Origin of the sequence: Neglectibacter caecimuris (assembly GCF_034335015.1) — a bacterium.
In the GTDB taxonomy this organism is placed as follows: domain Bacteria; phylum Bacillota; class Clostridia; order Oscillospirales; family Acutalibacteraceae; genus Acutalibacter; species Acutalibacter caecimuris_A.
On sequence record NZ_JAWXXK010000004.1, the window covers coordinates 322,312 to 345,717 of the forward strand.

General features: G+C 49.0%; 22 protein-coding genes, 1 riboswitch and 1 other annotated feature. Of the genes, 5 read left to right on the forward strand and 17 right to left on the reverse strand.

The genetic code is table 11. The features are described from left to right. Window positions 1-212: 212 nt before the first annotated feature. Window positions 213-1,271, forward strand: coding sequence for a tyrosine recombinase XerC (locus U8T64_RS07810; RefSeq protein WP_322182586.1), 1,059 nt, complete (start codon window positions 213-215; stop codon window positions 1,269-1,271). A 127-nt stretch (window positions 1,272-1,398) separates the two neighbouring features. Here the strand turns inward: U8T64_RS07810 and U8T64_RS07815 are convergent, their stop codons facing one another. The 8 genes from U8T64_RS07815 to queA all read right to left on the reverse strand — a co-directional run bounded on the left by U8T64_RS07815 (window position 1,399) and on the right by queA (window position 9,971). Further along, window positions 1,399-2,193, reverse strand: a complete 795-nt coding sequence (locus tag U8T64_RS07815) for a DUF624 domain-containing protein (RefSeq protein ID WP_367575409.1) — start codon at window positions 2,191-2,193, stop codon at window positions 1,399-1,401. A 405-nt stretch (window positions 2,194-2,598) separates the two neighbouring features. Then, the gene (locus tag U8T64_RS07820) at window positions 2,599-3,489 is read right to left on the reverse strand and encodes a site-specific tyrosine recombinase (RefSeq protein WP_322182588.1); all 891 of its coding nucleotides are present in this window, start codon (window positions 3,487-3,489) and stop codon (window positions 2,599-2,601) included. A 25-nt stretch (window positions 3,490-3,514) separates the two neighbouring features. Further along, window positions 3,515-4,153, reverse strand: a complete 639-nt coding sequence (locus U8T64_RS07825; RefSeq protein ID WP_322182590.1) for a stage II sporulation protein M — start codon at window positions 4,151-4,153, stop codon at window positions 3,515-3,517. Window positions 4,154-4,769: 616 nt separating this feature from the next. Continuing rightward, window positions 4,770-5,147, reverse strand: a complete 378-nt coding sequence (locus U8T64_RS07830; protein ID WP_322182592.1) for a TIGR04086 family membrane protein — start codon at window positions 5,145-5,147, stop codon at window positions 4,770-4,772. A gap of 66 nt (window positions 5,148-5,213) precedes the next feature. Beyond that, a complete protein-coding gene (locus tag U8T64_RS07835) occupies window positions 5,214-6,908 on the reverse strand; it encodes an ABC transporter ATP-binding protein (RefSeq protein WP_322182594.1) in 1,695 nt (564 codons plus the stop codon). 437 nt (window positions 6,909-7,345) lie between these two features. Then, entirely contained in the window at window positions 7,346-7,681 is a 336-nt protein-coding gene (yajC, locus tag U8T64_RS07840) for a preprotein translocase subunit YajC (RefSeq protein WP_322182596.1), read from the reverse strand. Window positions 7,682-7,768: 87 nt separating this feature from the next. After that, window positions 7,769-8,899, reverse strand: a complete 1,131-nt coding sequence (gene tgt / locus U8T64_RS07845; protein WP_322182598.1) for a tRNA guanosine(34) transglycosylase Tgt — start codon at window positions 8,897-8,899, stop codon at window positions 7,769-7,771. A 46-nt stretch (window positions 8,900-8,945) separates the two neighbouring features. After that, entirely contained in the window at window positions 8,946-9,971 is a 1,026-nt protein-coding gene (gene queA / locus U8T64_RS07850; protein ID WP_322183042.1) for a tRNA preQ1(34) S-adenosylmethionine ribosyltransferase-isomerase QueA, read from the reverse strand. A gap of 131 nt (window positions 9,972-10,102) precedes the next feature. Next, window positions 10,103-10,272: riboswitch (Lysine riboswitch) on the forward strand. A gap of 160 nt (window positions 10,273-10,432) precedes the next feature. Here queA and asd point away from each other — a divergent pair. Genes asd through U8T64_RS07870 form a run of 4 tightly spaced genes read left to right on the forward strand, consistent with a single transcriptional unit; the run spans window position 10,433 to window position 13,702 of the window. Then, complete coding sequence (asd, locus tag U8T64_RS07855) at window positions 10,433-11,512, forward strand: aspartate-semialdehyde dehydrogenase (RefSeq protein ID WP_322182600.1); 1,080 nt, start codon at window positions 10,433-10,435, stop codon at window positions 11,510-11,512. Between the two features lie 27 nt (window positions 11,513-11,539). After that, complete coding sequence (gene dapA, locus U8T64_RS07860; protein ID WP_322182602.1) at window positions 11,540-12,430, forward strand: 4-hydroxy-tetrahydrodipicolinate synthase; 891 nt, start codon at window positions 11,540-11,542, stop codon at window positions 12,428-12,430. 46 nt (window positions 12,431-12,476) lie between these two features. Next, the gene (gene dapB / locus U8T64_RS07865; RefSeq protein ID WP_322182604.1) at window positions 12,477-13,229 is read left to right on the forward strand and encodes a 4-hydroxy-tetrahydrodipicolinate reductase; all 753 of its coding nucleotides are present in this window, start codon (window positions 12,477-12,479) and stop codon (window positions 13,227-13,229) included. Between the two features lie 14 nt (window positions 13,230-13,243). Continuing rightward, window positions 13,244-13,702, forward strand: a complete 459-nt coding sequence (locus tag U8T64_RS07870) for an ACT domain-containing protein (RefSeq protein ID WP_322182606.1) — start codon at window positions 13,244-13,246, stop codon at window positions 13,700-13,702. 78 nt (window positions 13,703-13,780) lie between these two features. On the opposite strand, the gene tyrS is transcribed toward U8T64_RS07870, so the two are convergent. The 9 genes from tyrS to lgt all read right to left on the reverse strand — a co-directional run bounded on the left by tyrS (window position 13,781) and on the right by lgt (window position 23,404). Further along, complete coding sequence (tyrS, locus tag U8T64_RS07875) at window positions 13,781-15,007, reverse strand: tyrosine--tRNA ligase (protein WP_322182608.1); 1,227 nt, start codon at window positions 15,005-15,007, stop codon at window positions 13,781-13,783. 21 nt (window positions 15,008-15,028) lie between these two features. Next, window positions 15,029-15,493: a GNAT family N-acetyltransferase gene (locus U8T64_RS07880; RefSeq protein WP_322182610.1), complete on the reverse strand. Its 465-nt coding sequence runs from the start codon at window positions 15,491-15,493 to the stop codon at window positions 15,029-15,031. A gap of 45 nt (window positions 15,494-15,538) precedes the next feature. Beyond that, window positions 15,539-15,777: a binding site (T-box leader), on the reverse strand. A gap of 30 nt (window positions 15,778-15,807) precedes the next feature. After that, window positions 15,808-17,466: a DNA repair protein RecN gene (gene recN, locus U8T64_RS07885; protein WP_322182612.1), complete on the reverse strand. Its 1,659-nt coding sequence runs from the start codon at window positions 17,464-17,466 to the stop codon at window positions 15,808-15,810. Between the two features lie 6 nt (window positions 17,467-17,472). Next, window positions 17,473-17,925 carry an arginine repressor gene (gene argR / locus U8T64_RS07890; RefSeq protein ID WP_322182614.1) on the reverse strand — a complete coding sequence of 151 codons (453 nt, stop codon included), beginning with the start codon at window positions 17,923-17,925 and terminating at the stop codon, window positions 17,473-17,475. Between the two features lie 48 nt (window positions 17,926-17,973). Next, entirely contained in the window at window positions 17,974-18,810 is an 837-nt protein-coding gene (locus U8T64_RS07895; RefSeq protein WP_322182615.1) for an NAD(+)/NADH kinase, read from the reverse strand. A 24-nt stretch (window positions 18,811-18,834) separates the two neighbouring features. After that, window positions 18,835-19,641, reverse strand: coding sequence for a TlyA family RNA methyltransferase (locus U8T64_RS07900; RefSeq protein WP_322183044.1), 807 nt, complete (start codon window positions 19,639-19,641; stop codon window positions 18,835-18,837). After that, complete coding sequence (gene dxs / locus U8T64_RS07905; RefSeq protein WP_322182617.1) at window positions 19,625-21,520, reverse strand: 1-deoxy-D-xylulose-5-phosphate synthase; 1,896 nt, start codon at window positions 21,518-21,520, stop codon at window positions 19,625-19,627. Before dxs ends, U8T64_RS07900 begins: the two co-directional genes overlap by 17 nt. A gap of 16 nt (window positions 21,521-21,536) precedes the next feature. After that, entirely contained in the window at window positions 21,537-22,394 is an 858-nt protein-coding gene (gene folD / locus U8T64_RS07910) for a bifunctional methylenetetrahydrofolate dehydrogenase/methenyltetrahydrofolate cyclohydrolase FolD (protein WP_322182619.1), read from the reverse strand. Between the two features lie 17 nt (window positions 22,395-22,411). Continuing rightward, on the reverse strand, window positions 22,412-23,404 hold the full coding sequence (gene lgt / locus U8T64_RS07915; RefSeq protein WP_322182621.1) for a prolipoprotein diacylglyceryl transferase: 993 nt from the start codon (window positions 23,402-23,404) through the stop codon (window positions 22,412-22,414). Window positions 23,405-23,406 lie beyond the last annotated feature (2 nt).

The window sequence follows — 23,406 nt, forward strand, 5'->3', positions numbered from 1 at the left end:
ATGAGAAAAGAGGCTCAAAAAAATATTCTCAATTATACAAAATTGATATTTTGTATAATTGGGGGGGAGAAAATACAGCGGCCCTCCGGGGTGATGCACTCCCGCCGCCCAGGACGCTACTCCGTGCCTCAACGGTCAGCCGCTACAGTTCAGCCGGTTTCCGATTATCCATCCATATTCTATTCTGCTTCCAATTTCAGTGAGGTGATTTTATGAGCTTTTCCATTAAAGATGAGATGCCGTATGTTGTTCAGGAATACGCCATGTACCTTAGAAACATCAAGGGCTTGTCCCAAAAAACGGTGAATGAATACTGTATGGATCTGCGCACTTTCTTCAGATTTATGAAACAGTATCGCGGCCTTGCGGAAGGCTGTGCGCTGGAAGAAATTTCTGTAAAGGATATCGATGTGGCTTTTCTGAAAACCGTAAAAACCTTCGACGTCTTTGAGTTTATGAACTTTGTCGCCGATGAACGTAACAACATGAGCTCTACACGACAGCGGAAGTCTTCTTCCCTGAAATCTTTTTTCAAGTATCTTACGGTTCATGAAAAGCTGCTGGAGGAAAACCCAACAGAGAATCTTACCCCGCCGAAAAAGAAAAAGTCCCTTCCCCATTTTCTTTCTCTCGAACAAAGTATCGAACTTCTGAACGCGGTGGACGGGCCCGACCAGGAGCGGGATCGCTGTATTCTTACCCTTTTTCTGAATTGCGGCATGCGGCTTTCCGAGCTGGTTTCCATCAATATTTCCGATGTGATCCACAACAATTCCACCATGCGTATTTTGGGAAAGGGCAATAAAGAGCGGATCGTATATTTGAACCAGGCCTGTATGGATTCCATTGAAACCTATCTGGCGGTACGCCCAAAGGACGGTGTGATCGATCGGAACGCGCTTTTTTTAAGCAGCAGAAAAAACCGTATCAGCCCTAAAACTGTGCAGTTTCTTGTAAAAAAGTACCTGGCGAAAATCGGTTTAGGCGGCCCTGGGTATTCCGTTCATAAGCTTCGCCATACCGCCGCCACCTTGATGTACCGCTATGGAGATGTGGATATTCGGGTACTCCAGGACATTTTAGGGCATGCGAATCTCGGCACCACAGAGATCTATACCCATACCTCCAGCAACCAGATGGAGGCTGCCATCAATTCCAATCCGCTGGCAAAAATCAGCGGAAAGAAAGGAAAAAGGAAGACTTCTGCCAGTAATGAACCTGATCCTTCCAGCGGCGAAGATGATGATTTCGCCGATTCGGAAGAGTTGTAAGACCTTAAAAAACAAAACAAAAAAGAGCTTCGCCTTTTCTAAAAGAATCAGGCGAAGCTTTTACTATTTCTTTATAGAACTTCTGACGAACGATATTTTTCAGACGGCAGAAAAAACAAGTAAAAAATCATTCCAGCCCGTCTTTTTGCTGTTCTTCCAGCTTGGATTGCTTCACCAGCTTGCCATTGACATAGACATACTTGTCCTCTGCCGGTGTTTCTTCTGCTGGCGCCTTAAAAAGCTCGGGGAAGGTTTCCTTCAGGTCAGTCCTCCGCCCTTCCTGAGAACCGGCTTTTTCTTCAGCCAGTTTTCTTTGATAAGGCTGGATCAGATATTGATCGATGACAGGATAGATCGCAAAATTGATCAAAAAGCTGATGAAGGAAAAAAGCAGGAAAACTACAAGCAGGAAAAGCAGCAGTATCGTAAGGGGCATAACGGGAATAAACAGAATTCCCACGATCAGAAGGGCGAAAATCGCGGTGACCAGAAGATTTCTGCCAAAGCCCGCAAGCACAAAAATAAACGCGTTTTTGTATACCTGCCCAAATTTCAGATCAAAGGTGACAAACATGACAGGGATATAATATTGGGCAAATAAGAATACCACCGCGACAACGATGCAAAGCCAGAACGGGACGTACAAAAGTACGTTCTGCACAGCGTTATTGTAATAATAGATCAGAGCAAAGCTTAAAATGAAATACAGGAGATAGATCACAACGCCGTTTAAGAAAAAATACTTCCAGTTGCTTTTGACCGCGCTCCAAAAGTCCGACCAGACGAACGCATGCTCTTCCCTGGCGAAATTTCTGGTAACAAAGGTAAGCCCGGCAACAAAGGGAGAAAGCAAAAGCAGGGGCAGCGGTACTACGTATAAATTCCACACATCCAGTACAAGCGTACCGCTTGCAGTAGCCATTTGAAAAACCACATGAGGAAAGAAAAGATAAAGGCAACCCATAAGAACAGCTACGACCAAAACGGGAAGCATAAAGATCATATTCAGCTGAAGAAGCTTCGTAAACTTTCGGCCAAAAATTTCAAAGAAACGAATCGGGGCGGCTTTTGGAAGCTCGTCTTTACTTACTCCCGGTCCCGGTTTATCATAATTTCCCCAAAAATTGAAAAGTCCCATGCAGTTCCTCCTGTACTGTATAAAGAATTTTATATATAGCTTGTCCTCCCTAGGGTTTGTTTGAAAAATCGAAAACGCCGTCTTTTGGCCCATAAACGGACTTCCTACGTCAAAAATCCCGTCAATCGCAGGATTGACTGCAATTTCTGGTCAAAAATTCGTCATTTCCTCTCTATTTTCAAACAAGCCCTAGCCTATTTTGGCTTTGGGATGGCAATCTTGATAAACGCGCTTCACATGATTATCTAAAAGCTGCACATAAACCTGTGTAGATGAAATATCGGCATGCCCCATCATGGTTTGGATATCTTTTACGGAAGCTCCGTTTTCCAGTAAATGCAGCGCAAAGGAGTGACGCAGCGTATGGGGCGTGATCTCTTTGCTGATCCCAGCCTCTGTGGCATAGCCTTTTACGATCTTCCAGAAGCCCTGCCGGGTAAGCCTGCCGCCGTTCAAATTGACAAACAGAGCATTCTCGCTTTCCGGACCGGTGATTAGGCTGCGCATACGATAAATATAATCAGAAACAGCCACCACGGCAGAGGGGTAGATCGGAATCGGACGGATCCCTTTGTTGCCACGGCAATACAGCACGCCGGAACGCAGATTGATATCCTTGATATTCAGGTTGATAAGTTCGGATACACGAATTCCCGTGGCATATAAAAGCTCTAGCATGGCCTTATCGCGGCAGCCCTTGGGCTCTGTAATATCCGGCTGTGCCAGAAGCAGCTCGATATCTTCCCCGGAAAGAACCTGCGGCAGTTTTTTCTCCGTTTTTTCCAGCTTGATCCCCTTGGCAGGGTTTGTATCCAGCAAGCCGCGGAAGATCAAGAATTTATAAAAGCAGCGCACAGAAGCTAGATTTCGGGAAATGGTAGTGGGAGAACGCTTGAGATCATGAAGGTGATCCACATATTCCTGAATCAAGCTTTCATCAGCCTCAACAGGAGATAAGCCGCGATCCGAAAGAAATTCTAAAAAAGACAGTACATCCCGGAGATAAGATTCCCGGGTGTTTGCCGAATTTGCTTTCTGGTTTGTCAGGTAGTCACTGAACATGGAATAATAATCGTTCATGTTCTGGTTCCCCCTCCTTCTGAAATCACGATACAAAAAACACCGCACTTAAGGCCGCCAAGGCGGCGCCGAAAAAAGAAAACAACACTGAAACGCAAAGAGTTCCAATATATTCTGCCCCATAGAAGCGAAAACTTATCCCTTCCTGTTCCAAGGACAGGCCGCTTTTTCGAAATTGCTTCGAAAAAGCCATCCCCTGCTCTCCCAAAAAGAGAAGAAGTAACAAAGCTGCCGCGGCACAAGGCGTATAGAAAACCGCGTATTTTCCCAAGCCGGAAAGCCCGTCCACCCAAAGAGTGGAGGAAACAGCAATTCCAATAAAAGCACCCTTAAAAAGAAGCAGGATAGGAATCGCAAATGTTCCAAAAGCCGTAAAGCCCAGAAGAAAGACAGCTGTCAGAAAAAGAAAGGAATTTAATAAAACGGTGGAAAAGCAGGAAAAAAATCCTGTTTCCGGCACAGGTACTCCAGAAAAAAACAAAGGAGCAATTTGCCGGCCGGAAGGCTCGGCGGACCATAAACAAAAAACAATGCCGGAAATAAGGCCAACAAGAGATAGAAAAAACAGCAAAAAGAATTTTCTCTTCTCCAGGGAAAGCTTGTCCCAAAGAGCAGCACACTCCAAGTTCTGGTTTCGAAATACAGATAAGATTTCTTTTCTCATAAAAGCATCGGCTTCCTTTCCAAACAGAAACATAAAACGATACAATTCATACTTATGAGAAAAGAAGAAAAAGTATACTGAAAGGCCGCCTGAAAAGAATAAAATTCAATTCTGTTTTTGAAACCAAGGTTACCAATTATTTGAAACCAGTGAAATTATACAGCGTGCGAACCCCAAAAGATCATTACGGGAACTCAAAAGCAGAAAGACCAAAATGAAAAGTGCCCTCCAGAGAAGCAAAAGCACAAAATGTGGAAGTTTCAAAGACGAAAGCTGGCACATGTTGAGGTTTCTTGATCTTGAATTTTTCCAGATTTCAAGCGGATTTTGGAAGATCTACTCCGAAGAAAAGAAAAAACACAAGCACCCTGGAGAAAAAGGGAAATTTTCTCTCTGCAAGTACATACTATAATACAAGTTGAAAGATTTTTCAAGAGAAAAGATGAATATTTTTTCGTATTTTCTTTCAGCCTTCAAAAATTATGTATTCTAAATTATGTAAACTTATGTATATTATGCGAAACGGGTTATGTCTCCCGCGCTAGATTTTGTGTGCATAAAAATACACACAGCTAGACCGTGTGTATTCCTCTTCCCTATGTTTTATATCGTATGGTTAAAATTTCACCTTGCTTTTTCGATTTACGCCTAAAATTCCGCCGATGGAACCACTGAGCAAAACGGCCGCCAACTTTCCTACACTGGCCAAGGAAAAATCATTTTTGAAAATTAAGACTGAAATCAGGGCGATGCAGAAAGAGAACAGCAGCCCACTGGCAGCCCCCAGCAAAACACCTTTTTCTTTTGCGTAAACCGATGCGGCGAAGCCTCCTAAAAATACTGCCGCGCATCCGGAAATTGTGGTTATGATCGGAATGGCGTTTCTTGGCAGTACTTTCATTTTTCCCAAAACCACCGCGGCCAGCCCCAATACTATTATGCTGACAACTATCATGATTCCCGCAGACAGCAGCATTGCTTTCCATTTTTTCATAAAAGAAACCTCACAACTCTGGTATAGAACATACTATGAGCCGTGAGGTTTGTTTATGTGTTCTTTTTAATCTGTAGATTGTTGATTGGCCTGATAGAGCTGGGCGAAATACTGATTTTCCCGCAAAAGCTCGGAAAAGCTTCCCTCCCCTACGATTTCTCCTTCTTGGAACAGAATGATCCTGTCAAAGGCTGCGGCAGAATCCAATTTGTGTGTAACAGCAATCACTGTATGAGCCTCTAACAGCGTGAGGATCCTATCAATGATTGCCTTTTCCGTCAGGTTATCCAACGCGGAGGTGGCTTCATCTAAAATCGTAAGCCCCTTCTGCTCCAGCCACAGGCGGGCCAGCGCCACTCGCTGGCGCTCTCCCCCGGAAAGAACGGCTCCCCTTTCTCCGATGGACGTTTCCATGCCGTGCTCCAAAGTTCGATACCAAGGCATCAGCCGCACTTCTTTGATCGCGTGCAGCAAAGCTTCCTCCGAAACTTTTTTCTCAAAAGCGATATTCTCCCGCAGGGTACCGTCAAACACAGTTGAATCTTGCGAGAGATAGCTTATTTTTTCGTATAGATCTGTAAGGCGAAGCAGCTTTACATCTTTGCCATCGATTTGTATGCTACCCTCTTTATATTTCAAAAGTCCTGACAGCAGTTTGAGCAAGGTGGATTTCCCGGAGCCGCTTTCCCCTACAAGGGCAACTTTCTCTCCCTTTTTGATGGACAAATTTAATCCATGAAAAATTTGATGTTCTCCATAGGAGAAGGAAAGTCCATGAATGGAAATATTCCCTTCACAGGCCGGAAGACACTTGCCTGTTGTCAGCTGCATATCGTCTTTTGCAGAAAGAAATTCCTCGTAGCGCCGGAAAGAGGCACGATCCAGCTTATATTGCACATAGAGGACATTGAAAATGGCAACGGGCGTATAGGCGTTATCCAGAAGAGAAAGCAAGGCGACTACGGCTCCTACTGAGAGCGTTCCGGTGCTCCAGGCATAAAGCAGAACCCCAACGTTCAAAAAGGCCACAAGCAAGGCGAAAATCGTAAAGAAAGCCTCATGGATCATGGTCATTTTGGTTTTGGCATGAACGATCTGCTCTTTTGTCTCCTCCGCCTTCTGAAACTCCCTGAAAAACTGTCTGGCCATACGAAATACCGGCATTTCCATAAAACAGCGCACCAGAAAATGGTTCAGAAGCTCTTCGTTTACCAGAATCTTCTCTTTGATTCGATAAAGAGATTTTAACAGGAGATTGGTCACAAGAAAAACGATAACATATCCCGCCAGAATTCCCAAGGTAACGGGACGGCTGATCCGCCAGATAAAGCAAAGGCTGAAAAAAGCTGTGGGGATCAGCCTGGGAAAAAGCTGAAGCCAGAAATGAAATAAAATATTCCTGCCGGCTTCCGCGCCGTTTTCAACGCGCTGTACCAGTTTACCGGTGCCCAGTCTTTGGTACTCTGAATAGTCTATCCGGCTGATCTTTTTCAGTGCCAAAAGCTTAAAATCCAGAAAAAATCCGTGTTCCAGCCTTTTGGCGGGATAATTGTCAAGATACTCCAGCAGAAATACAGAGCAGAGCAAGGCGCCGTAAAACAGGATCTGTAGCAGCGACACCGAACGGTCGGCGAGGCCGTCTACTACCTCCTGAAAGTAACTGGCCTTAAAGTTCCCAAGCAGAGAGCAGGCAAGGCCGATGCATACATAGAAACAGACAAGCCCTTTGTTTTTTCGTAAAATTTCTTTTCTGTACTGCATAGTAAAACTCCTTTTATGATAAAAATCAGTCCAAGGGGCAGTACAGCTGTGGCTGAAGGCGATCTCCGGAGTTTTCCGAACAAAACAGCACTCCGGTTTTTTTAGGCAATACCGCACAATTCTAAGCGGCATATGACGGTAGAAAGTTTTTCGTCAGAGTGCTTAAAGACTGCGCAGGCGGGCTGGCGCCCGGCAAGTAGGCTTTAGGCTCTCTGGCGAAAAACTAGCCCGCCAGATGCCACTTAAGGCGAAAGCCGTGAATTGTGCGGCGTTGCCTTAATGATATTTGCTCAGTACAATCCGCCGACAGCATTTCACAACTGTACTGAGCAGTTAATTCGAGGCGTTCGCAACGCGTGCACTTCCTTTCCCACAAAAAGCAAAAATACCGGAACTTTACAAGCTTCCGGCACTTTTAAGCATCATTTTTTGATAGCTCAGGTCTGATCGTCCTCGTGAACAGTGTCTACACTGCCGATCGCCCAGCGCTTGATCCTCATTCTGGACTTGTCGCTGCCGGTTTCGATTACAACAGAATCGCTTTCATCCTTTACGGCAACGATGCGTCCGCAAATGCCGCCGATGGTGGTGACCTCATCTCCCACCTGGGCATTTTTCCGCATTTCCGCTTCTTTTTTCTTCTTTTTGTTTTGAGGGCGGAAAAAAATCAAATACAGCACCAAAAAGAAAGCGCCGTAGATCACCAGCATTACGATCAGATTCATTCCACCTGCCGCAGCCTCAGTTCCGCTGAGCTTCATCAAATGTTCCATTTTTTGTACCTCCGAAATTCAAGTAGTTTGATTATAACAAGGAACGGGAAAACTTGCAAGCATAATTGCAGAGATTTCTTAAAGTCCTCAGATCCGTTTTGCCAGGCGCTCGATATTTTCCCGATAAAAGCTCTCAAACGCTCCCGCGTCAAGGGCTTCTCTGATCCGCAGAAGCAGCGTATTGTAAAAATAGAGATTGTGCATTACCATCAGCCGCATTGCCAGCATTTCTCCGGCCTTCAGCAGATAGTGCACATAGGCTCTGCTGAAGCCGCGGCAAGTTGGGCAGCCGCAGGCCTCGTCCAGGGGAGAATCGTCCAATTCGTATTTTGCATTCATCAAATTCCGACAGCCCTGCCAGGTAAAGGCATGTCCATGGCGGGCATTGCGGCTGGGCATGACACAATCGAACAGGTCAACGCCTCTTCGCACGCCCTCCAGAATATTGGCAGGGGTTCCCACGCCCATCAGGTATCGGATCTTATTTGGGGGCATATGGGGCTCTACCGCCTCGATCACACGGTACATTTCTTCGGTGGGCTCTCCCACCGCCAGACCGCCGATGGCGTATCCGTCCAGGTCCATTTCGGCAATGCGCTTCATGTGCTCGACCCGCAGATCCTCATAAGTGCAGCCCTGATTGATCCCGAACAGCAGCTGCTGAGGATTCACAGCCTCCTCCTGGGCATTTAACCGGTTCATTTCCCGTTTACAACGCTCCAGCCATCTGGCGGTACGCTCACAGGAGGTTTTTGCATAGCTGTATTCCGCGGGATTTTCCACACATTCGTCAAAAGCCATGGCAATGGTGGAGCCAAGATTTGACTGGATCCGCATGCTTTCTTCCGGCCCCATAAAAATTTTGTGGCCGTCAATATGAGAGGCAAAGGTCACGCCTTCTTCTGTGATATTGCGCAGCTTTGCCAGGGAAAACACCTGAAAGCCTCCACTGTCGGTCAGCACGGGGCCTTCCCAGCCGGTAAATTTCCGAATCCCGCCCAACTGCTTTACAATAGTATCGCCTGGGCGCACGTGCAGGTGATAGGTATTGCAAAGCTGTACCTGGCAGCGCAGTTCCTTCAGATCATAAGCGGAAACCGCCCCCTTGATCGCCCCGGCGGTGGCCACATTCATAAAAGCAGGGGTCTGCACCGTTCCGTGAACGGTCTGAAATTCCCCGCGCCGGGCGTTTCCTTCTGTTTTCAGTAATCGATACATAATAGTAACTCTCCCGTGTACGTTGTAATGATTATTTTTGCAGCAGTTATGAAATAAGCATTGCATCTCCAAAGCTGAAAAAGCGATATTTTTCCTTTACGGCTTCCCGGTAGGCATTCAGTACGTTTTCCCGCCCGGCCAAGGCGGATACCAGCATGATCAGTGTGCTTTCCGGCAAATGAAAATTGGTAATGAGTGCGTCCAGGCCCTTGAATTCATAGCCGGGATAGATAAAAATATCGGTCCAGCCCTCGCTTTCCCGAAAGCACCCTTCTTTTTGCGCGACGGATTCGATGGTGCGGCAGCTGGTGGTGCCCACTGCTACAACGCGGCCGCCCTTTTCCTTGGTTTCCCGAATCAGCTTTGCGGTTTCTTCCGGCATGTAGTAATGCTCGGAGTGCATTTTGTGGTCTGTGATCTTCTCCGCACTGACAGGGCGGAAGGTGCCGAGCCCCACATGAAGGGTGACAAAGCCGATTCTTATTCCTTTTGCACGGATCTTTTCCAGCAGCTCCGGGGTAAAGTGCAGGCCTGCCGTGGGAGCGGCGGCGGAACCTATCTCTCGGGAATAAACAGTCTGATACCGCTCTTTGTCCTGCAGCTTTTCTTTGATATAGGGCGGCAAAGGCATTTGGCCGATCTGATCCAAAAGCTGAAAAAACACGCCGGTGTATGTAAAGTGGATCTGCCTGCCGCCATCCTCCAAAACATCGACCACTTCACAGCGCAGAAGGCCGTCGCCAAAGGTGAAGGTACTTCCTTTTTTCGCTCTTTTTCCCGGCTTTGCGAGGACCTCCCAGATATCATTTTCTTTGTTTTCCAACAAAAGAAATTCCACATGAGCCCCTGTATCGTCTTTTACTCCGTAGATACGTGCAGGAAGCACACGGGAATCGTTTAGGATTAGACAATCCTCCGGGTTTAAAAAATCCACGATATCCCGAAACCGATGGTGCTCTATCTCCCCAGTGCTTTTGTCAAGGCACATCAGACGCGAGCTGTCCCTGGGTTCTACAGGTGTCTGAGCAATCAGCTCCTCCGGCAGCTCAAAATTAAAATCGCTGGTTTTCATCTTGCTTTCCATAAGCTTTCCTTTCTCAGGGGCCGATTACCCGTTTTTCTTTTGCTTTAGCACCAGTTTTCCAAAAAATTCATAGAATGTAAGGCCGAAAAATTGACAACGGGGAGAAACTAAGGTATGATAAAAGAAATAGAGGCGCGGCTTTCAAAAGTATCAGAATAGAGGTTGCCGAAACCTGTGAAATTGTGTGAAAGGGAAATCCGCCGAAGGAGTCTGCCCGGCAAGCAGCTCCTGGCTGCAGCGGTAAACAGCCCTGCGGCTGCCATCTTTTCGATGGAGCGCTATTGATTTTTGGGGACTTTCCCGAAAAAGCAGCAGTTTCATTATAAAAGATTGGCAGCCGGTTTTCAACCGGTTTTTCTGTTTTTTCTCCAAAGGTTTGTCAGAAAAAGTAAATTCTCTTTTTTCAAGCAAATCTCAGTTTGAGCAATTTTCAGAAAGGATGTTGCAAGATGAAGCAGTATCGGGTAGGAATTATCGGGTGCACCGGAATGGTTGGGCAGCGCTTTGCCACCATTTTAGAAAATCACCCCTGGTTTCAAGTAGCGGCGCTGGCGGCCAGCGCCAATTCAGCCGGAAAAACATATCGGGAGGCCGTAGAGGGGCGCTGGGCTATGAAATCGCCTCTGCCCTCCTCCATGAGCGAGCTTCCCGTTTATGATGCGGAAAAGGATATGGATCAAATCGTCTCCCTTGTGGATTTCGTTTTTTGTGCTGTCAATATGAAATCGGAAGAGATCCGGGCTTTGGAAGAGGCCTACGCCAAAAAGGAATGCCCTGTTATCTCCAACAACAAGCAGCACCGGGGCGATTCGGATGTTCCCATGATCGTTCCGGAGCTGAATGCCGACCATGCGCAGGTCATTGAAACACAGAGGAAGCGTTTGGGCACCAAAAAAGGCTTTATCGCGGTAAAAAGCAACTGCTCTTTGCAGAGCTATGTGCCCGCGATCCACCCTCTGCTGGATCTTGGCATCACGAAGGTGCTGGCCTGCACGTACCAGGCGATTTCCGGCGCTGGAAAGACTTTTGAAACCATGCCGGAGATCATCGACAACGTGATCCCCTATATCGGCGGCGAGGAAGAAAAATCCGAGCAGGAGCCCATGAAGATCTGGGGTAAGGTGGAAAACGGCGTGATCGTCAATGCGCAGAAGCCCTCTATTACCTCGCAGTGCCTGCGCGTGCCGGTATCTGACGGCCATATGGCGGCGGTGTTCTTCTCCATGGAACAAAAGGCCTCCAAGGAGGAGATCATTCGCAGATGGAATGAATTCAGGGGGCCTGCCCAGGAATTGGAGCTGCCCAGCGCTCCGAAGCAATTCCTTCACTATTTTGAAGAAGAAAACCGCCCTCAGACCAGGCTGGATCGGGATTTGGAAGGCGGCATGGCGGTTTCTATCGGCCGTCTCCGGCCCGATACCCAGTACGATTATAAATTTGTCTGTCTTTCTCACAATACCCTGCGCGGCGCTGCCGGCGGCGGTGTGCTTATGGCAGAGCTGCTGTGCAAGCTGGGCTATTTCGATTGATTATAGACTTCGGAGGTTTCCTGCCTTATGAAAAAACTGCTTTTTACCGGCGCCGGAACCGCGCTGGTCACGCCCTTTGACCAGAATGGCAATATTCTTTGGGAAGAGCTGGAACAGCTGGTGGAATTCCAGATCGAAAACGGCATCGACGCGATCATCGCCTGCGGGACTACAGGTGAAGCCGCTACCATGACGGCGGAAGAGCATTTGAAAACCATCGCATTTATTACAGAAAAGGTGCGCGGGCGCGTTCCCGTGATCGCCGGCACGGGCAGCAACGATACCCGCTTTTGTGTGGAGCTGTCGCTGGAGGCCAAAAAGCTGGGGGTAGATGGTTTGCTGCTTGTTACCCCCTACTATAATAAGACCTCTCAAAAAGGACTGGAGGAAAGCTTCAGCTATATTGCAGACAGCGTAAGGATGCCTTGCATTCTCTATAACGTTCCCATCCGTACCGGGTGTAATATCCAGCCCGCTACCTATCAGAAGCTTTCAAAAAATCCTTATATTACAGCCGTAAAGGAGGCAAACGGAGATACCGCCTCCGTTGCCCGCACTCTCGCTTTGTGCGGAGATGAGCTGACGGTTTATTCCGGAGAAGATAATCAGACCCTCCCCATTATGGCGCTGGGCGGAAAAGGCATCATTTCTGTTTTTTCCAATGCCCTTCCCAGGCAGATGCACGAGCTTTCCACCGCCATGCTCCGGGGAGACCTGGAGACCGCCCGGAGGCTCAATGCGGAATATCTCGATCTGATGGACGGCTTTTTTATGGACGTCAATCCCATTCCTGTGAAAGAGGCGCTGTGCCGCATGGGGCGGATCAGTACAAATTTCTGCCGTATGCCGCTAACGACTATGACAAACGCCAATTCGGAAAAACTGGAAGCTCTTTTGAAAAAACACGGAATGCTCTAATAGTTTCAGGGCTCAGGAAGTGATAAGGAAAGGAATCAATCCAGATATGACTGATGTGATTTTGTGCGGCTGTGCCGGAAAAATGGGGGCTGCGGTACAGGCCGCGATCCAAAATCGGGAGGATTGCCGCGTTGTGGCCGGTGTAGATGTCGCAAAATCCCCGCACAGCGACTTTCCCATTTATACCGTCCCCTCTGAGGTAACAGAGCCCGCCGATGTGCTGATCGACTTTTCACACCCGACAGCCCTGGAGCCGATTTTGGAATATTGCAGGCTTCACCCGGGCACCGCCGCGGTATTGTGCACCACAGGCTATGACCGGGAACAGGTGGAGCGGATCCACGAGGCTTCCAAAGCTCTTCCCATCTTTTATTCCCGCAATATGTCTCTCGGCATCAATTTGCTGATTGAACTGGTAAAAAAGGCAGAGGCTGTTCTGGGGGAATCCTTCGATGTGGAGATCGTGGAGATGCACCATAACCAGAAGCTGGACGCTCCCAGCGGTACTGCTCTTATGCTGGCGGACGCCATCAACGAGGTGCGTCAGGATCGGATGAAATATACCTATGACCGGCATTCCCAGAGAAAGAAACGGGAAAAAAGCGAAATTGGCCTTCATTCCGTGCGTGGCGGTACGATCGTGGGAGAGCACCAGGTGATTTTTTCCGGGCTCCATGAGGTTCTTACCCTTTCTCACTCTGCTCAGTCAAAAGAGCTGTTTGCCTCCGGCGCGGTACAGGCGGCCGTATTTATGAAGCAGCAGAAACCGGGGCTTTACGATATGTCGGATCTGATTTGAGGAGGACGTGAAATATGAGCAGCTCTACTACCATCAGCACGGTTGATAATATTACCCTTGTCACCTTACAGGGATTTCCCGCCAACGCGAATTCCATTGCCAAGATCTTTGATGCGATCTCCCGCTATGAGATCAATATCGATATGATCTCCATGGCTCCTACTCATGGGGCCTTGACCGGGCTTTCCTTTACGATTTCCGATCAGGATCTCATTGATATTCTTTCCTTTGTTTCCGCACTGAAAAAGGAAACAAAGGTCAATGTGATCGTCAGCAGTGTGAATCACAAAATTTCCGTATACGACCCCATTATGAAAAACACACCCGGCATTGCCGCCAAGGTGTTTAACGCCATTCAGGAAACAGACGCCGATATTCGGTTGATCACCACTTCAGAAGTGGAAATTTCCCTTCTGGTGACAGAAGCGGACTTTGATACCGTGTATCACGCCATTACAAAGGCCATGGCCTGAAAGAACAAAACAAAAAAGAGGAAGCTTCCGATACCGGCGGAGGCTTCCTCTTTTCTATCCGTGCGTTCAGGCATTCTTTTATTTCAGAATGATCTTGTGGAATACCTTTTTTCCTTTTTTCAAAATAAACTGCTCTCCGGAAAGCTCCTCGGCACTGAATTCCTTCGCAATGTCTGTCACCTTTTCATCGTTGACAGACACACCGCCCTGCTGTACCAGCCTGCGTCCCTCGCCCTTGGAGGGGATCAGCCCAGCCTTCAGCATCAAATCTAAAATTCCGATTTTCCCATCTGCCAAATCGGTTTCCGAAAGCTCTGTTGTGGGCATGTTTTCCGTGTTCCTTCCGGCACCGAACAGGGCTCTTGCCCCCTCCTGGGCCTTCTGTGCCTCCACTTCCCCATGAACCATTTTTGTCAGTTCAAAGGCAAGGATCTCCTTTGCCTCATTGAGCTTTTCCCCTTCCCAATGATCCATTTCATTGATCTGCTCCAAGGGCAGGAAGGTGAGCACTCTCAGGAATTTGAGCACATCGGCGTCGTACACGTTGCGCCAGTACTGATAGAATTCAAAAGGCGAGGTCTTGTTGGGATCCAGCCATACAGCGTTTCCAGCGGTTTTCCCCATCTTTTTTCCATCCTTGTCGGTCAGCAGCGTAATGGTCATAGCATGAGCGTCCTTCCCCAGCTTCCGGCGGATCAGTTCCGTGCCGCCCAACATATTGCTCCACTGGTCGTCGCCACCGAACTGCATGTTGCAGCCATACTTCTGGAACAGATGGTAGAAGTCATAGCTCTGCATGATCATGTAGTTGAACTCCAGGAAGGAAAGGCCCTTTTCCATGCGCTGCTTGTAACACTCCGCCCGCAGCATATTGTTAACGGAGAAGCAGGCGCCAACTTCCCGGAGAAGCTCCACATAGTTCAGCTTCAAAAGCCAGTCGGCATTGTTGATCATCTGGGCCTTTCCGTCGCCAAACTCAATGAAGCTCTCCATCTGGCGCTGGAAGCAGGCGGCATTGTGATCAATGTCTTCGATGGTCAGCATTTTCCGCATATCCGTCCGTCCGCTGGGATCGCCGATCATGGTGGTTCCTCCGCCAATCAGGGCAATGGGGCGGTTTCCCGCCATCTGCAGACGCTTCATCAGCGTCAGCGCCATAAAGTGGCCGGCGGTCAGGCTGTCCGCGGTGCAGTCAAATCCGATATAGAACACAGCCTTTCCCGCATTGACCATTTTCCGGATCTCTTCCTCATTGGTGACCTGTGCGATCAGTCCCCGGGCTTTTAATTCCTCATAAATCTCCATGGTTTCTTCGTCCTTTCTCCTTTAAAGATGTTTTTCCAGAAAAACCAGATCCATACCCGCCTTGATCCGATCCTCTTTTCCCGTTTGACAATACCCCAGCTTCTCATAAAAATGGATCAGCTTGGGCTCCTGCTTGATCGTGTCCAGGCTCCAGCTTTTTGCCTGGGGATACAGCTTTTCCATTTCTCTGACGGCCTGTTGGGCATAACCGTTGCCCTGATATTCCGGTAAAACGGAAATGGGAGATAGCCTATATTCGCCTTCCGCCAATTGGACAACCCTCAGGGCGCCCACAGGCAGTTCTCCAAGACAGATCAGGTAATTGTCGCTGCTCTCCAGGAAGAAGCGCTGAAATTTTTCCCAGCTTTCCGCCGCCGGATTTGTGTCGTAATCCTGATACCGCTCCAAAAGCGGCAGAAACGCCCTTTTTCGCATTTCAAACAGTTCTTTTCCATGCTCCGCACCGACCTTTTGCAAATGAATCACCTCACAGCCTCCTTTCGGAAAACAGAAAAAGCCCTCTGCAAACATGCAGAGGGCGATCAAAACCGCGGTACCACCTCAGTTCACCGTGACCTTACAGCCACGGCCTCAATGGGCACTTCATGCCCTGACAGGATAACGGCTGTCAATCGGCTGTCCCCTACTCATTTGTTCAGGGAAGCGGCTCGGGAAAGTAACTTCAGCTCTGCCATGGTCCCGTTTTCACCGGCCGCGGGCTCTCTTTACCAATCAGGACAGCGCCTACTTTGTTCCGTCATTGCCATTGAGTGCTATTATAAAGCGGGTCTTTTCAAATGTCAAGCCCTTTGAAGCATTTCCTCCGCCATTTTCAGTTGAAGCTCCGTAACGCTTTCACCGCCGATGATCCGGGCAAGCTCTTGCTTTCTTCCCTCAAAATCCAGGGGAAGTACGCCTGTAAAGGTCCTTCCCTGCTCCACATGCTTGCTGATTTGAAGATGATGGTCCGCCAGCGCCGCGATCTGCGCCAGGTGAGTAATACACAGCACCTGTCGGTTTTTCGAGACCTGCTTCAGCTTCTGCCCTACCTTGTTGGCGGCCGCGCCGCTGATGCCGGTATCCACCTCGTCAAAGATCAAGGTATCTACCTTGTCCTTCCCGGAAAGCACCGTTTTGATCGCCAGCATGATGCGGGACAATTCCCCGCCGGAAGCTATTTTTGACATGGACTTCGGCGGCTCTCCCTTATTGGCGGAAACAAGAAACTGCATTTTATCGCAGCCCATGGAGTAAAGTGGAACCCGTTCTGTTTCTGTGAGAAATTCAATGCCCGGCATATTCAGGAAAGAAAGCTCCTTTTTTACCATCTCTACAAACATGCCGGAAGCCCGCTTTCTTTTTTCAGACAGCTCTTTTGCCAAAGCGATGGCTCTTTTCTTTTCCGCTTCATACTCCGCTTCCAGCTCTTCTCTGGCTTCATCGGAAAACTCGATCTCATGGAGCTCTTTTTTACAATGTTCCAGGAATTCGAGCATTTTTTCTTCCGTGTCCCCATATTTTAAGCTCAGGCGGTAGAGAAGGTCCAGACGGTCTTCGATAGCTTCCAGCTGTGCGGGATCAAAGTCTATCCCCATACTTTGCAAAGAGGATTCTACGTCTTCCAAAAGATACCCGGCGTCCCGCAGCTTTTGCGCGGGTTCTTCCGCTTCCTGCAAATATTGAGAGGCTCTTTCCAGCTCGGAAGCAGCCTGGGATAAGCCGGACAACAGGCCATCGCTGTTTTCATCTCCGATCAGAAGACCTTTGACCCGCTCCAATGCGGAGGCGATTTTCTCACTGTTATGAATAAGATCTCTCTGCTGGATAAGTTCCGCCCGCTCTCCGGGCTGTACGGCAGCATTCTCCAGTTCCTCAATTTGATAGCGCAGCAGATCCAGCCTTCTGGCCTTTTCCCCCTCATCGGTGTGAAAAGCCTCCAGCCTTTGTTGAATACGGCGCAAAGCGTGATAGCTTTCCTGATATTTCTGAAGAAGCGTTTCCAGACCGCCGAAGCTGTCCAGATAAGTCATGTGGACCTCCGGGGACAAAAGCTCATAGCTTTCATGCTGCCCGTGAATGCTGATGAGCCGGGGGCCCAATTCCCGGAGCATGGAAACGGTAGCGGGCATACCGTTCAGCTTACAAAGCGAACGGCCCTCCAGCCGGATCTCCCGCTGAATCAACAAGGAATCCCCTTCCTCTCTGGGAACAGAAAAGCTGTCCAGCACCTTCAGTATATCCGGATCCAGCGCGGTAAACAGAGCGGAAACAGACGCTGTTTCCGTGCCGGTGCGCACCAGCTCTTTCGAGGTGCGTTCTCCCAGTACCGCATGGATCGCGTCAATAATAATGGACTTTCCCGCGCCGGTTTCACCGGTAAGTACAGTAAAGCCGGTTTCCAGGTCAATAGAAGCCTTCTCAATGACCGCGATATTGTTGATAAAAAGTTGTGCGAGCATGTTTGATCACCTGTGTATCAATTTTCGGAATTCTTCCTGCGTTTCCAAGGCAACCGTTTCGTCCTGGCACACGATAAAGATGGTGTCGTCTCCGGCCAGGGTCCCTACAAAGTGCTGCGGATACGCCGCGTCCATTGCCGCACAAACCGCCTGGGCCATGCCGTTCATAGATTTGATCACAAGCAGGTTCTGGGCTGCCTCTACGGAAATAACAGAGTCTGAAAACAGTGAATAAAATTTGGAGGACATGTCGCTGCTGGTATCGTTACCAGTAGAATATTTGTAATTTCCCGTGCGGGAAAGCGTTTTTACCAGGCGCAGCTCCTTAATATCCCGGGAAACCGTGGCCTGCGTTACGTCAAAGCCACTTTCTCTGAGATAATTGAGAAGCTCGTCCTGTGTGTCGATATCATGCTCCTTGATCAGTTCCAGTATTTTAGCGTGCCTTCTGGTTTTCATAGGGCCCTTCATTCCTTTCAACAGTGATTTTTGTCGCAACAAGATCTGTTATCGAGTCTCAATAATTTTTTGATTCAAAATATCATAGAAATCTTTCCGGTCCAGCTTCAGAAACCTGGCAACGCGTTCAGAGCGGGAAAAGACCAGTTGATCCCCGGACCGTAAGGGGATCGGCGTTTCTCCGTCCACCATGAGAAACAGCTGATGCACATTCTCCGGAATGGAAACGGTCAGTCTGGTATCTCCCCCGAAAACAACGCTTCGATTAAACAGAGAGTGAGGACAAATGGGGGTATAGACCAAACAGTCCATATCCGGCTGTATCACCGGCCCGCCGGCAGAAAGAGAATACGCGGTGGAGCCGGTAGGAGTAGCGACAATGAAGCCGTCTGCCCGGTAATGATAGCCCCGGTTTTCGCCTAACGCCATTTGATAATCAATAATGGTGGAAAGCTCCCCGGCCACTACCGCGTCGTTCAACGCTCTGTGAAAGGTGACAGCTTCCCCGGAGATAAACTGAACCTCCAGCATCAGGCGCTTTTCTTCCCGATATTTCCCATTCAGCAAATTGAGAAGCAGTGAAAGTTCATTTCTTTCCACCCCTGCGGTAAACCCAAGAGTTCCGGCGTTGATTCCGAGAATGGGCTTATCAAAGCTTGCGGCAAGCTTCGCCGTATGGATAATGGTGCCGTCTCCGCCAATAGCAATAAACATATCGCAGGAATGCAAAGAATCCTCTGAGGATTCTCGGTAAACACCGTTGGCATCAAAAAGGTCAGATTTTAATAAAACCTCACACCCATGGGATTCCAAAATAGCAACGGTTTCTTCTGTACAGGCCATAGCCTCTTTTTTGGTCAAATTTGGCACTACCGCAATTTTCACAGATCCTGTCTCCTTTTAGGCGTTTTATCGATCCAATGCCAGGTGAGAACTTTCCACAATTGACGCGGCAGAGGGCACAGAAGCTTCCTGTAAAGGCGTCTCCGTCCGCTGAAGATAGATCAGGTATTCAATATTTCCTTCCGGTCCCTTTACAGGAGAAAAAGTAAGACCTAACACGGAAAATCCATTCGATAAAGCGAAATTCCGGATCTTTTCGATCACTTCCCGGTGTACTTCACGATCACGCACCACACCCTTTTTGCCTACCTTTTCCCGCCCAGCCTCAAACTGAGGCTTGATCAGGCACACAGCGCGTCCGGATTCCGCCAGCAAAGGCCGCAGCGCGGGAAGGATCAGAGTCAGGGAAATAAAGGACACATCGACGGAAAAAAAGTCTATTTTTTCCGGAATTTCCTTTTCTGTCAGATAGCGGGCATTAGTACGCTCCAAATTGACTACCCTGTTGTCTGTGCGAAGCCGCCAGGCAAGCTGTCCATATCCCACATCTACCGCATATACTTTTTTTGCCCCGTTTTGCAGCATACAGTCTGTAAAGCCGCCGGTAGAAGCACCGATATCCATACAGACAAAACCGGAAAGCTCCAGAGAAAACTCAGAAACAGCCTTTTCCAGCTTCAAGCCGCCCCGGCTTACATATTTCAGGCCTGTTCCGCGAAGCTCCAGAGAAATATCCTCGGGAAACAGGTCTCCCGGCTTATCCGCTTTTTGATGGTCCGCGTAAACAAGGCCGGACATGATCACCGCTTTGGCCTTTTCCCTGCTTTCCGCCAAGCCCTGCTCCACGACCAAAACATCAAGCCTCTTTTTCAGAAATAACAGCCCCTTCCCCCATGCGATACTGTTTTCGCACGATACCTTCGAATCCTTCCGTATTCAGCTCCAATTTTTCCAGACAGCGGAACATGGGCGCATGCTCAAGAAACGGATTTTGAATTGCCTGAAGGAAATACTTGCCCTGGAAGCCGTGTTGGCTGAGCAAAAAGGAAAAATGCTCTCCGATCCCTCCACGGCAGACGCCCTCTTCAAAAAAGAACACCTGACGACATGGCAGTGTCGCTTCTACGGAAGCGGGATCAATGGGAATGATCCGGTTCAGCTTGACTAGCTTCACCGGGATCCCGGAAGTCTTGAGGCGTTCCATTGCTTCCGCCGCGAAGGAAAAAATGCGACCGTAGGTGACGATACATACAGGAGAGCCCCCGCGCTCGCCATATACCTGAAAGGTTTCGACGGTGTCCTGAAACCAATCTGGCTTATATAGCTCCCGGCCTCTGGGATACCGAACGGCACAAAGGCCCGTTCCCTGCCGGGACAGTAAAGAAAGCTGTAAGCGAAGCTCTTCAAAAAAGGCGGGAGAATATACCGTAGTGTTTGGAACAGTCTGCAAATAAGCGGCGTCAAAGAGACCTTGGTGGGTTTTTCCGTCCTCGCCCACCACTCCGGCGCGGTCGATCGCCAGGATCACTTTAGAATTTTGAAGAGCCACATCGTGGATCAATTCGTCATAAGAACGCTGCAGAAAAGTGGAGTATACCGCAAATACAGGCAGCATTCCTCCCGCCGCCAGCCCCCCCGCAAAGGTAACGGCATGCTCTTCGGCGATCCCCACATCAAAAAAGCGTTCGGGGAACCGTTCCCGAAAGCCTGAAAGGCCGGTTCCGTCCTGCATTGCCGCGGTGATCGCGCAAAGCTTTGGGTTTTCTTCCGCTAACTGACATATGGCTTGTCCGAAAATATCAGAAAAGCTTTGGGGCTTTTCTCCTGTGCATCCTGTGGAAACATCGAAACCGGAAAGCCCGTGATAAATACTGGGGGCCTGCTCGGCGTACTGATAGCCCTTTCCCTTATAGGTGCGCACATGAAGCAGCACTGGCTTTTGAATGAGCTTTGCGCTTTCCAGAGTTTCTCGAAGCTCCCGGATATTGTGGCCGTCAAAGGGGCCGTAGTATGCGAAACCGAAATCTTCAAAAATAGTGGAATTATAAAAAAGCTTCTTTACATTCTTTTTGATATGCCTGAGAACCGCGGAAACAACTCCGCCGATCACAGGCAACTTTTTCAGGGTGCTCTCCAGATTGCTCTTTATTTTGATATAGGTGGGTTTTGTGCGGATATAGGTCAAATAGCGGGCCATAGAACCCACGTTGCGGGAGATGGACATTTTGTTGTCGTTCAAAATGACGATGAGATTCCGATGAAGGCGTCCCGCATTATTCAAGCCCTCATAAGCAAGCCCGCCGGAAAGGGCGCCGTCTCCGATCACCGCTACTGCGTAACCATCGCGTCCCTGCAAATGATTGGCTTCAGAAATCCCCAGGGCTGATGAAATGGAAGTGCTGCTGTGACCGGTAGTAAATTTATCATATTCACTCTCTTCTGTGCACGGAAAGCCGGACAAGCCCCCTTCCCGGCGAATAGAGGAAAACTGTTCATATCGTCCGGTCAGCAGCTTATAGGGGTAGCTCTGGTGGCCCACATCCCATATAATGGTATCCTGAAGGGGCTCGAAAGCCAGTGCCAGCGCCACGGTGAGCTCCACCACACCTAAATTGGACGCCAAGTGCCCACCGTTATCCGAAACGGTTTCGATAATAACCTGACGCATTTCCTCACATAACGCCGACAATTCTTCCTCTGTAAACCCATTCAGATCCTGCGGAGCATGGATCTGATCCAACAGCTTTCCCATAAAAAGACATCTCCCGTCAAAGCGCCATTCCATTTTGGAGCTTGGCAGCAGTTATCGTATTGCGCATCAGCATTGCGATGGTCATAGGTCCCACGCCGCCGGGAACTGGCGTAAGATAAGAGGCCAGCGGCTCCACCTGGAGAAAATCCACATCGCCGCAAAGTTTTCCGGAGTTATCCCGGTTCATTCCCACATCGATCACCACCGCGCCGGGCTTTACCATATCCCCAGTGACAAACCCGGCCTTTCCCACCGCGGACACCAGAATATCCGCCTGGGAGCAATGCTCCTTCAGATCTTTCGTTCCGCTGTGGCAGATGGTAACCGTGCCGCTGCAATGGAGCAAAAGCATGGCCATTGGTTTTCCCACAATATCACTGCGCCCGATCACAACACAATTTTTCCCCGCGATCTCGGTACCGGTGGAACGAATCAACTCGATTACGCCCGCAGGGGTACAGGGCTGGAAAATCGGTCTGCCCTGCATCAGCTTTCCCACGTTATAAGCGTGAAAAGCGTCCACATCTTTCTGTGGGGAAATTGTCTCTACAACAGCGGCCTCGTCCAACCCCTCAGGCAGAGGCGACTGCACTAAAATGCCGTGGATCTCCGGTTTTTCATTGAGTTTGTGGATCAGTGCCAGCAGCTCTTCCTGTGTGGTGTTTTTGGGCAGAGCATATTCCTCAGAATAAATGCCCGTTGCTTCACACGCCTTTTTCTTGTTATTGACATAGATTCTGGACGCGGGATCATCTCCCACCAGCACCACAGCCAGTCCGGGGAAGATCCCCTTTGTTTTTAGCTTTGCCGCTTCTTCAGAAACCTCTGCTTTTACAGCGGCGGAAACCTTTTTCCCATCGATCAAAATCGCCATGCGGAATTCCTTCCCCGTTACTTTTCTTCGTGTGTTTCCTCGGCAGCCTCTGCACTTTCTTTAGAAGCCTCTTCCGGCTTTTCTTCCAGGGAGAATTCCTCCGGAGCAAGATCGCCGAAGATCGTACTGAACTCTCCATCTGAGTCATTGGAGGAATCGGCAATTCCCACTCCCTCCATAACCCGATAACTGCCACACCCGGTCAGGCTGGTCTTGTGCCGGAACACAAACAGCAGGATCAAGCCCACCAGTACACAAACCGCGGCCAGTACCTGAGAGACCCGCAGATTTACAAAATGCAGCATCAGACTGTCCGTACGCAGGCCCTCGATAAAGAAACGGCAAGCGCCGTACCACACTATGTACAGCAGAAAGGTCTGTCCGTCATAGCGGCGGAATTTCCGGGTGAAAATGTGAAGCAGAAGAAAGCCCAAAAAGCACAAAAGAGATTCATAGAGAAAACAGGGGTGCACAGAACTGCCGGGAACTACAAGCGCGGTGTTATCACTGTACATACCCCAAGGCAAGTCTGTTGCTGTTCCGAAGGCCTCCTGGTTTACCAGGTTCCCCCAGCGCCCAACACCTTGGCCGATCAAAAAGCCCAAAGCCGCCAGATCTAACACCGCGGGCACCTTCAATTTCCGGATCTTTGCCATAATGCCGCCGAAAAGCATCGCGCCGATGATACCGCCGTAAATCGCCAGACCACCTTCGTGTATTTTCAGGATCTCCATGGGGTTTTTCCAGTATTTATCTCCCGGATAAAAAATGACATAGTACAGGCGGGCACAGATAACACTGCCGATCAGTCCCACTAAAACAGCATCTATCAGCCTGTTCATATCAATATTCATCTTCTTTGCGCTACGGGCCGCATATAAAATCGCCAACAAAAAACCAACAGCGATAATAATGCCGTACCAACGCACCTGAAAGCTGCCGATAGAAAAGGCAACCTCCTGTACAACAAAAGTGATCCCGAGCCCGGGAAAGTCCACAACATGATTCATAC

What these genes read in the sequence shown, in the direction of transcription:
- U8T64_RS07810 (WP_322182586.1), top strand. Translation starts at nt 213, where the DNA reads ATGAGCTTTTCCATTAAAGATGAGATGCCGTATGTTGTTCAGGAATAC.
- U8T64_RS07815 (WP_367575409.1), bottom strand. Translation starts at nt 2,193, where the DNA reads ATGGCTACTGCAAGCGGTACGCTTGTACTGGATGTGTGGAATTTATAC.
- U8T64_RS07820 (WP_322182588.1), bottom strand. Translation starts at nt 3,489, where the DNA reads ATGAACGATTATTATTCCATGTTCAGTGACTACCTGACAAACCAGAAA.
- U8T64_RS07825 (WP_322182590.1), bottom strand. Translation starts at nt 4,153, where the DNA reads ATGAGAAAAGAAATCTTATCTGTATTTCGAAACCAGAACTTGGAGTGT.
- U8T64_RS07830 (WP_322182592.1), bottom strand. Translation starts at nt 5,147, where the DNA reads ATGAAAAAATGGAAAGCAATGCTGCTGTCTGCGGGAATCATGATAGTT.
- U8T64_RS07835 (WP_322182594.1), bottom strand. Translation starts at nt 6,908, where the DNA reads ATGCAGTACAGAAAAGAAATTTTACGAAAAAACAAAGGGCTTGTCTGT.
- yajC (WP_322182596.1), bottom strand. Translation starts at nt 7,681, where the DNA reads ATGGAACATTTGATGAAGCTCAGCGGAACTGAGGCTGCGGCAGGTGGA.
- tgt (WP_322182598.1), bottom strand. Translation starts at nt 8,899, where the DNA reads ATGTATCGATTACTGAAAACAGAAGGAAACGCCCGGCGCGGGGAATTT.
- queA (WP_322183042.1), bottom strand. Translation starts at nt 9,971, where the DNA reads ATGAAAACCAGCGATTTTAATTTTGAGCTGCCGGAGGAGCTGATTGCT.
- asd (WP_322182600.1), top strand. Translation starts at nt 10,433, where the DNA reads ATGAAGCAGTATCGGGTAGGAATTATCGGGTGCACCGGAATGGTTGGG.
- dapA (WP_322182602.1), top strand. Translation starts at nt 11,540, where the DNA reads ATGAAAAAACTGCTTTTTACCGGCGCCGGAACCGCGCTGGTCACGCCC.
- dapB (WP_322182604.1), top strand. Translation starts at nt 12,477, where the DNA reads ATGACTGATGTGATTTTGTGCGGCTGTGCCGGAAAAATGGGGGCTGCG.
- U8T64_RS07870 (WP_322182606.1), top strand. Translation starts at nt 13,244, where the DNA reads ATGAGCAGCTCTACTACCATCAGCACGGTTGATAATATTACCCTTGTC.
- tyrS (WP_322182608.1), bottom strand. Translation starts at nt 15,007, where the DNA reads ATGGAGATTTATGAGGAATTAAAAGCCCGGGGACTGATCGCACAGGTC.
- recN (WP_322182612.1), bottom strand. Translation starts at nt 17,466, where the DNA reads ATGCTCGCACAACTTTTTATCAACAATATCGCGGTCATTGAGAAGGCT.
- argR (WP_322182614.1), bottom strand. Translation starts at nt 17,925, where the DNA reads ATGAAAACCAGAAGGCACGCTAAAATACTGGAACTGATCAAGGAGCAT.
- dxs (WP_322182617.1), bottom strand. Translation starts at nt 21,520, where the DNA reads ATGGGAAAGCTGTTGGATCAGATCCATGCTCCGCAGGATCTGAATGGG.
- folD (WP_322182619.1), bottom strand. Translation starts at nt 22,394, where the DNA reads ATGGCGATTTTGATCGATGGGAAAAAGGTTTCCGCCGCTGTAAAAGCA.
- lgt (WP_322182621.1), bottom strand. Translation starts at nt 23,404, where the DNA reads ATGAATCATGTTGTGGACTTTCCCGGGCTCGGGATCACTTTTGTTGTA.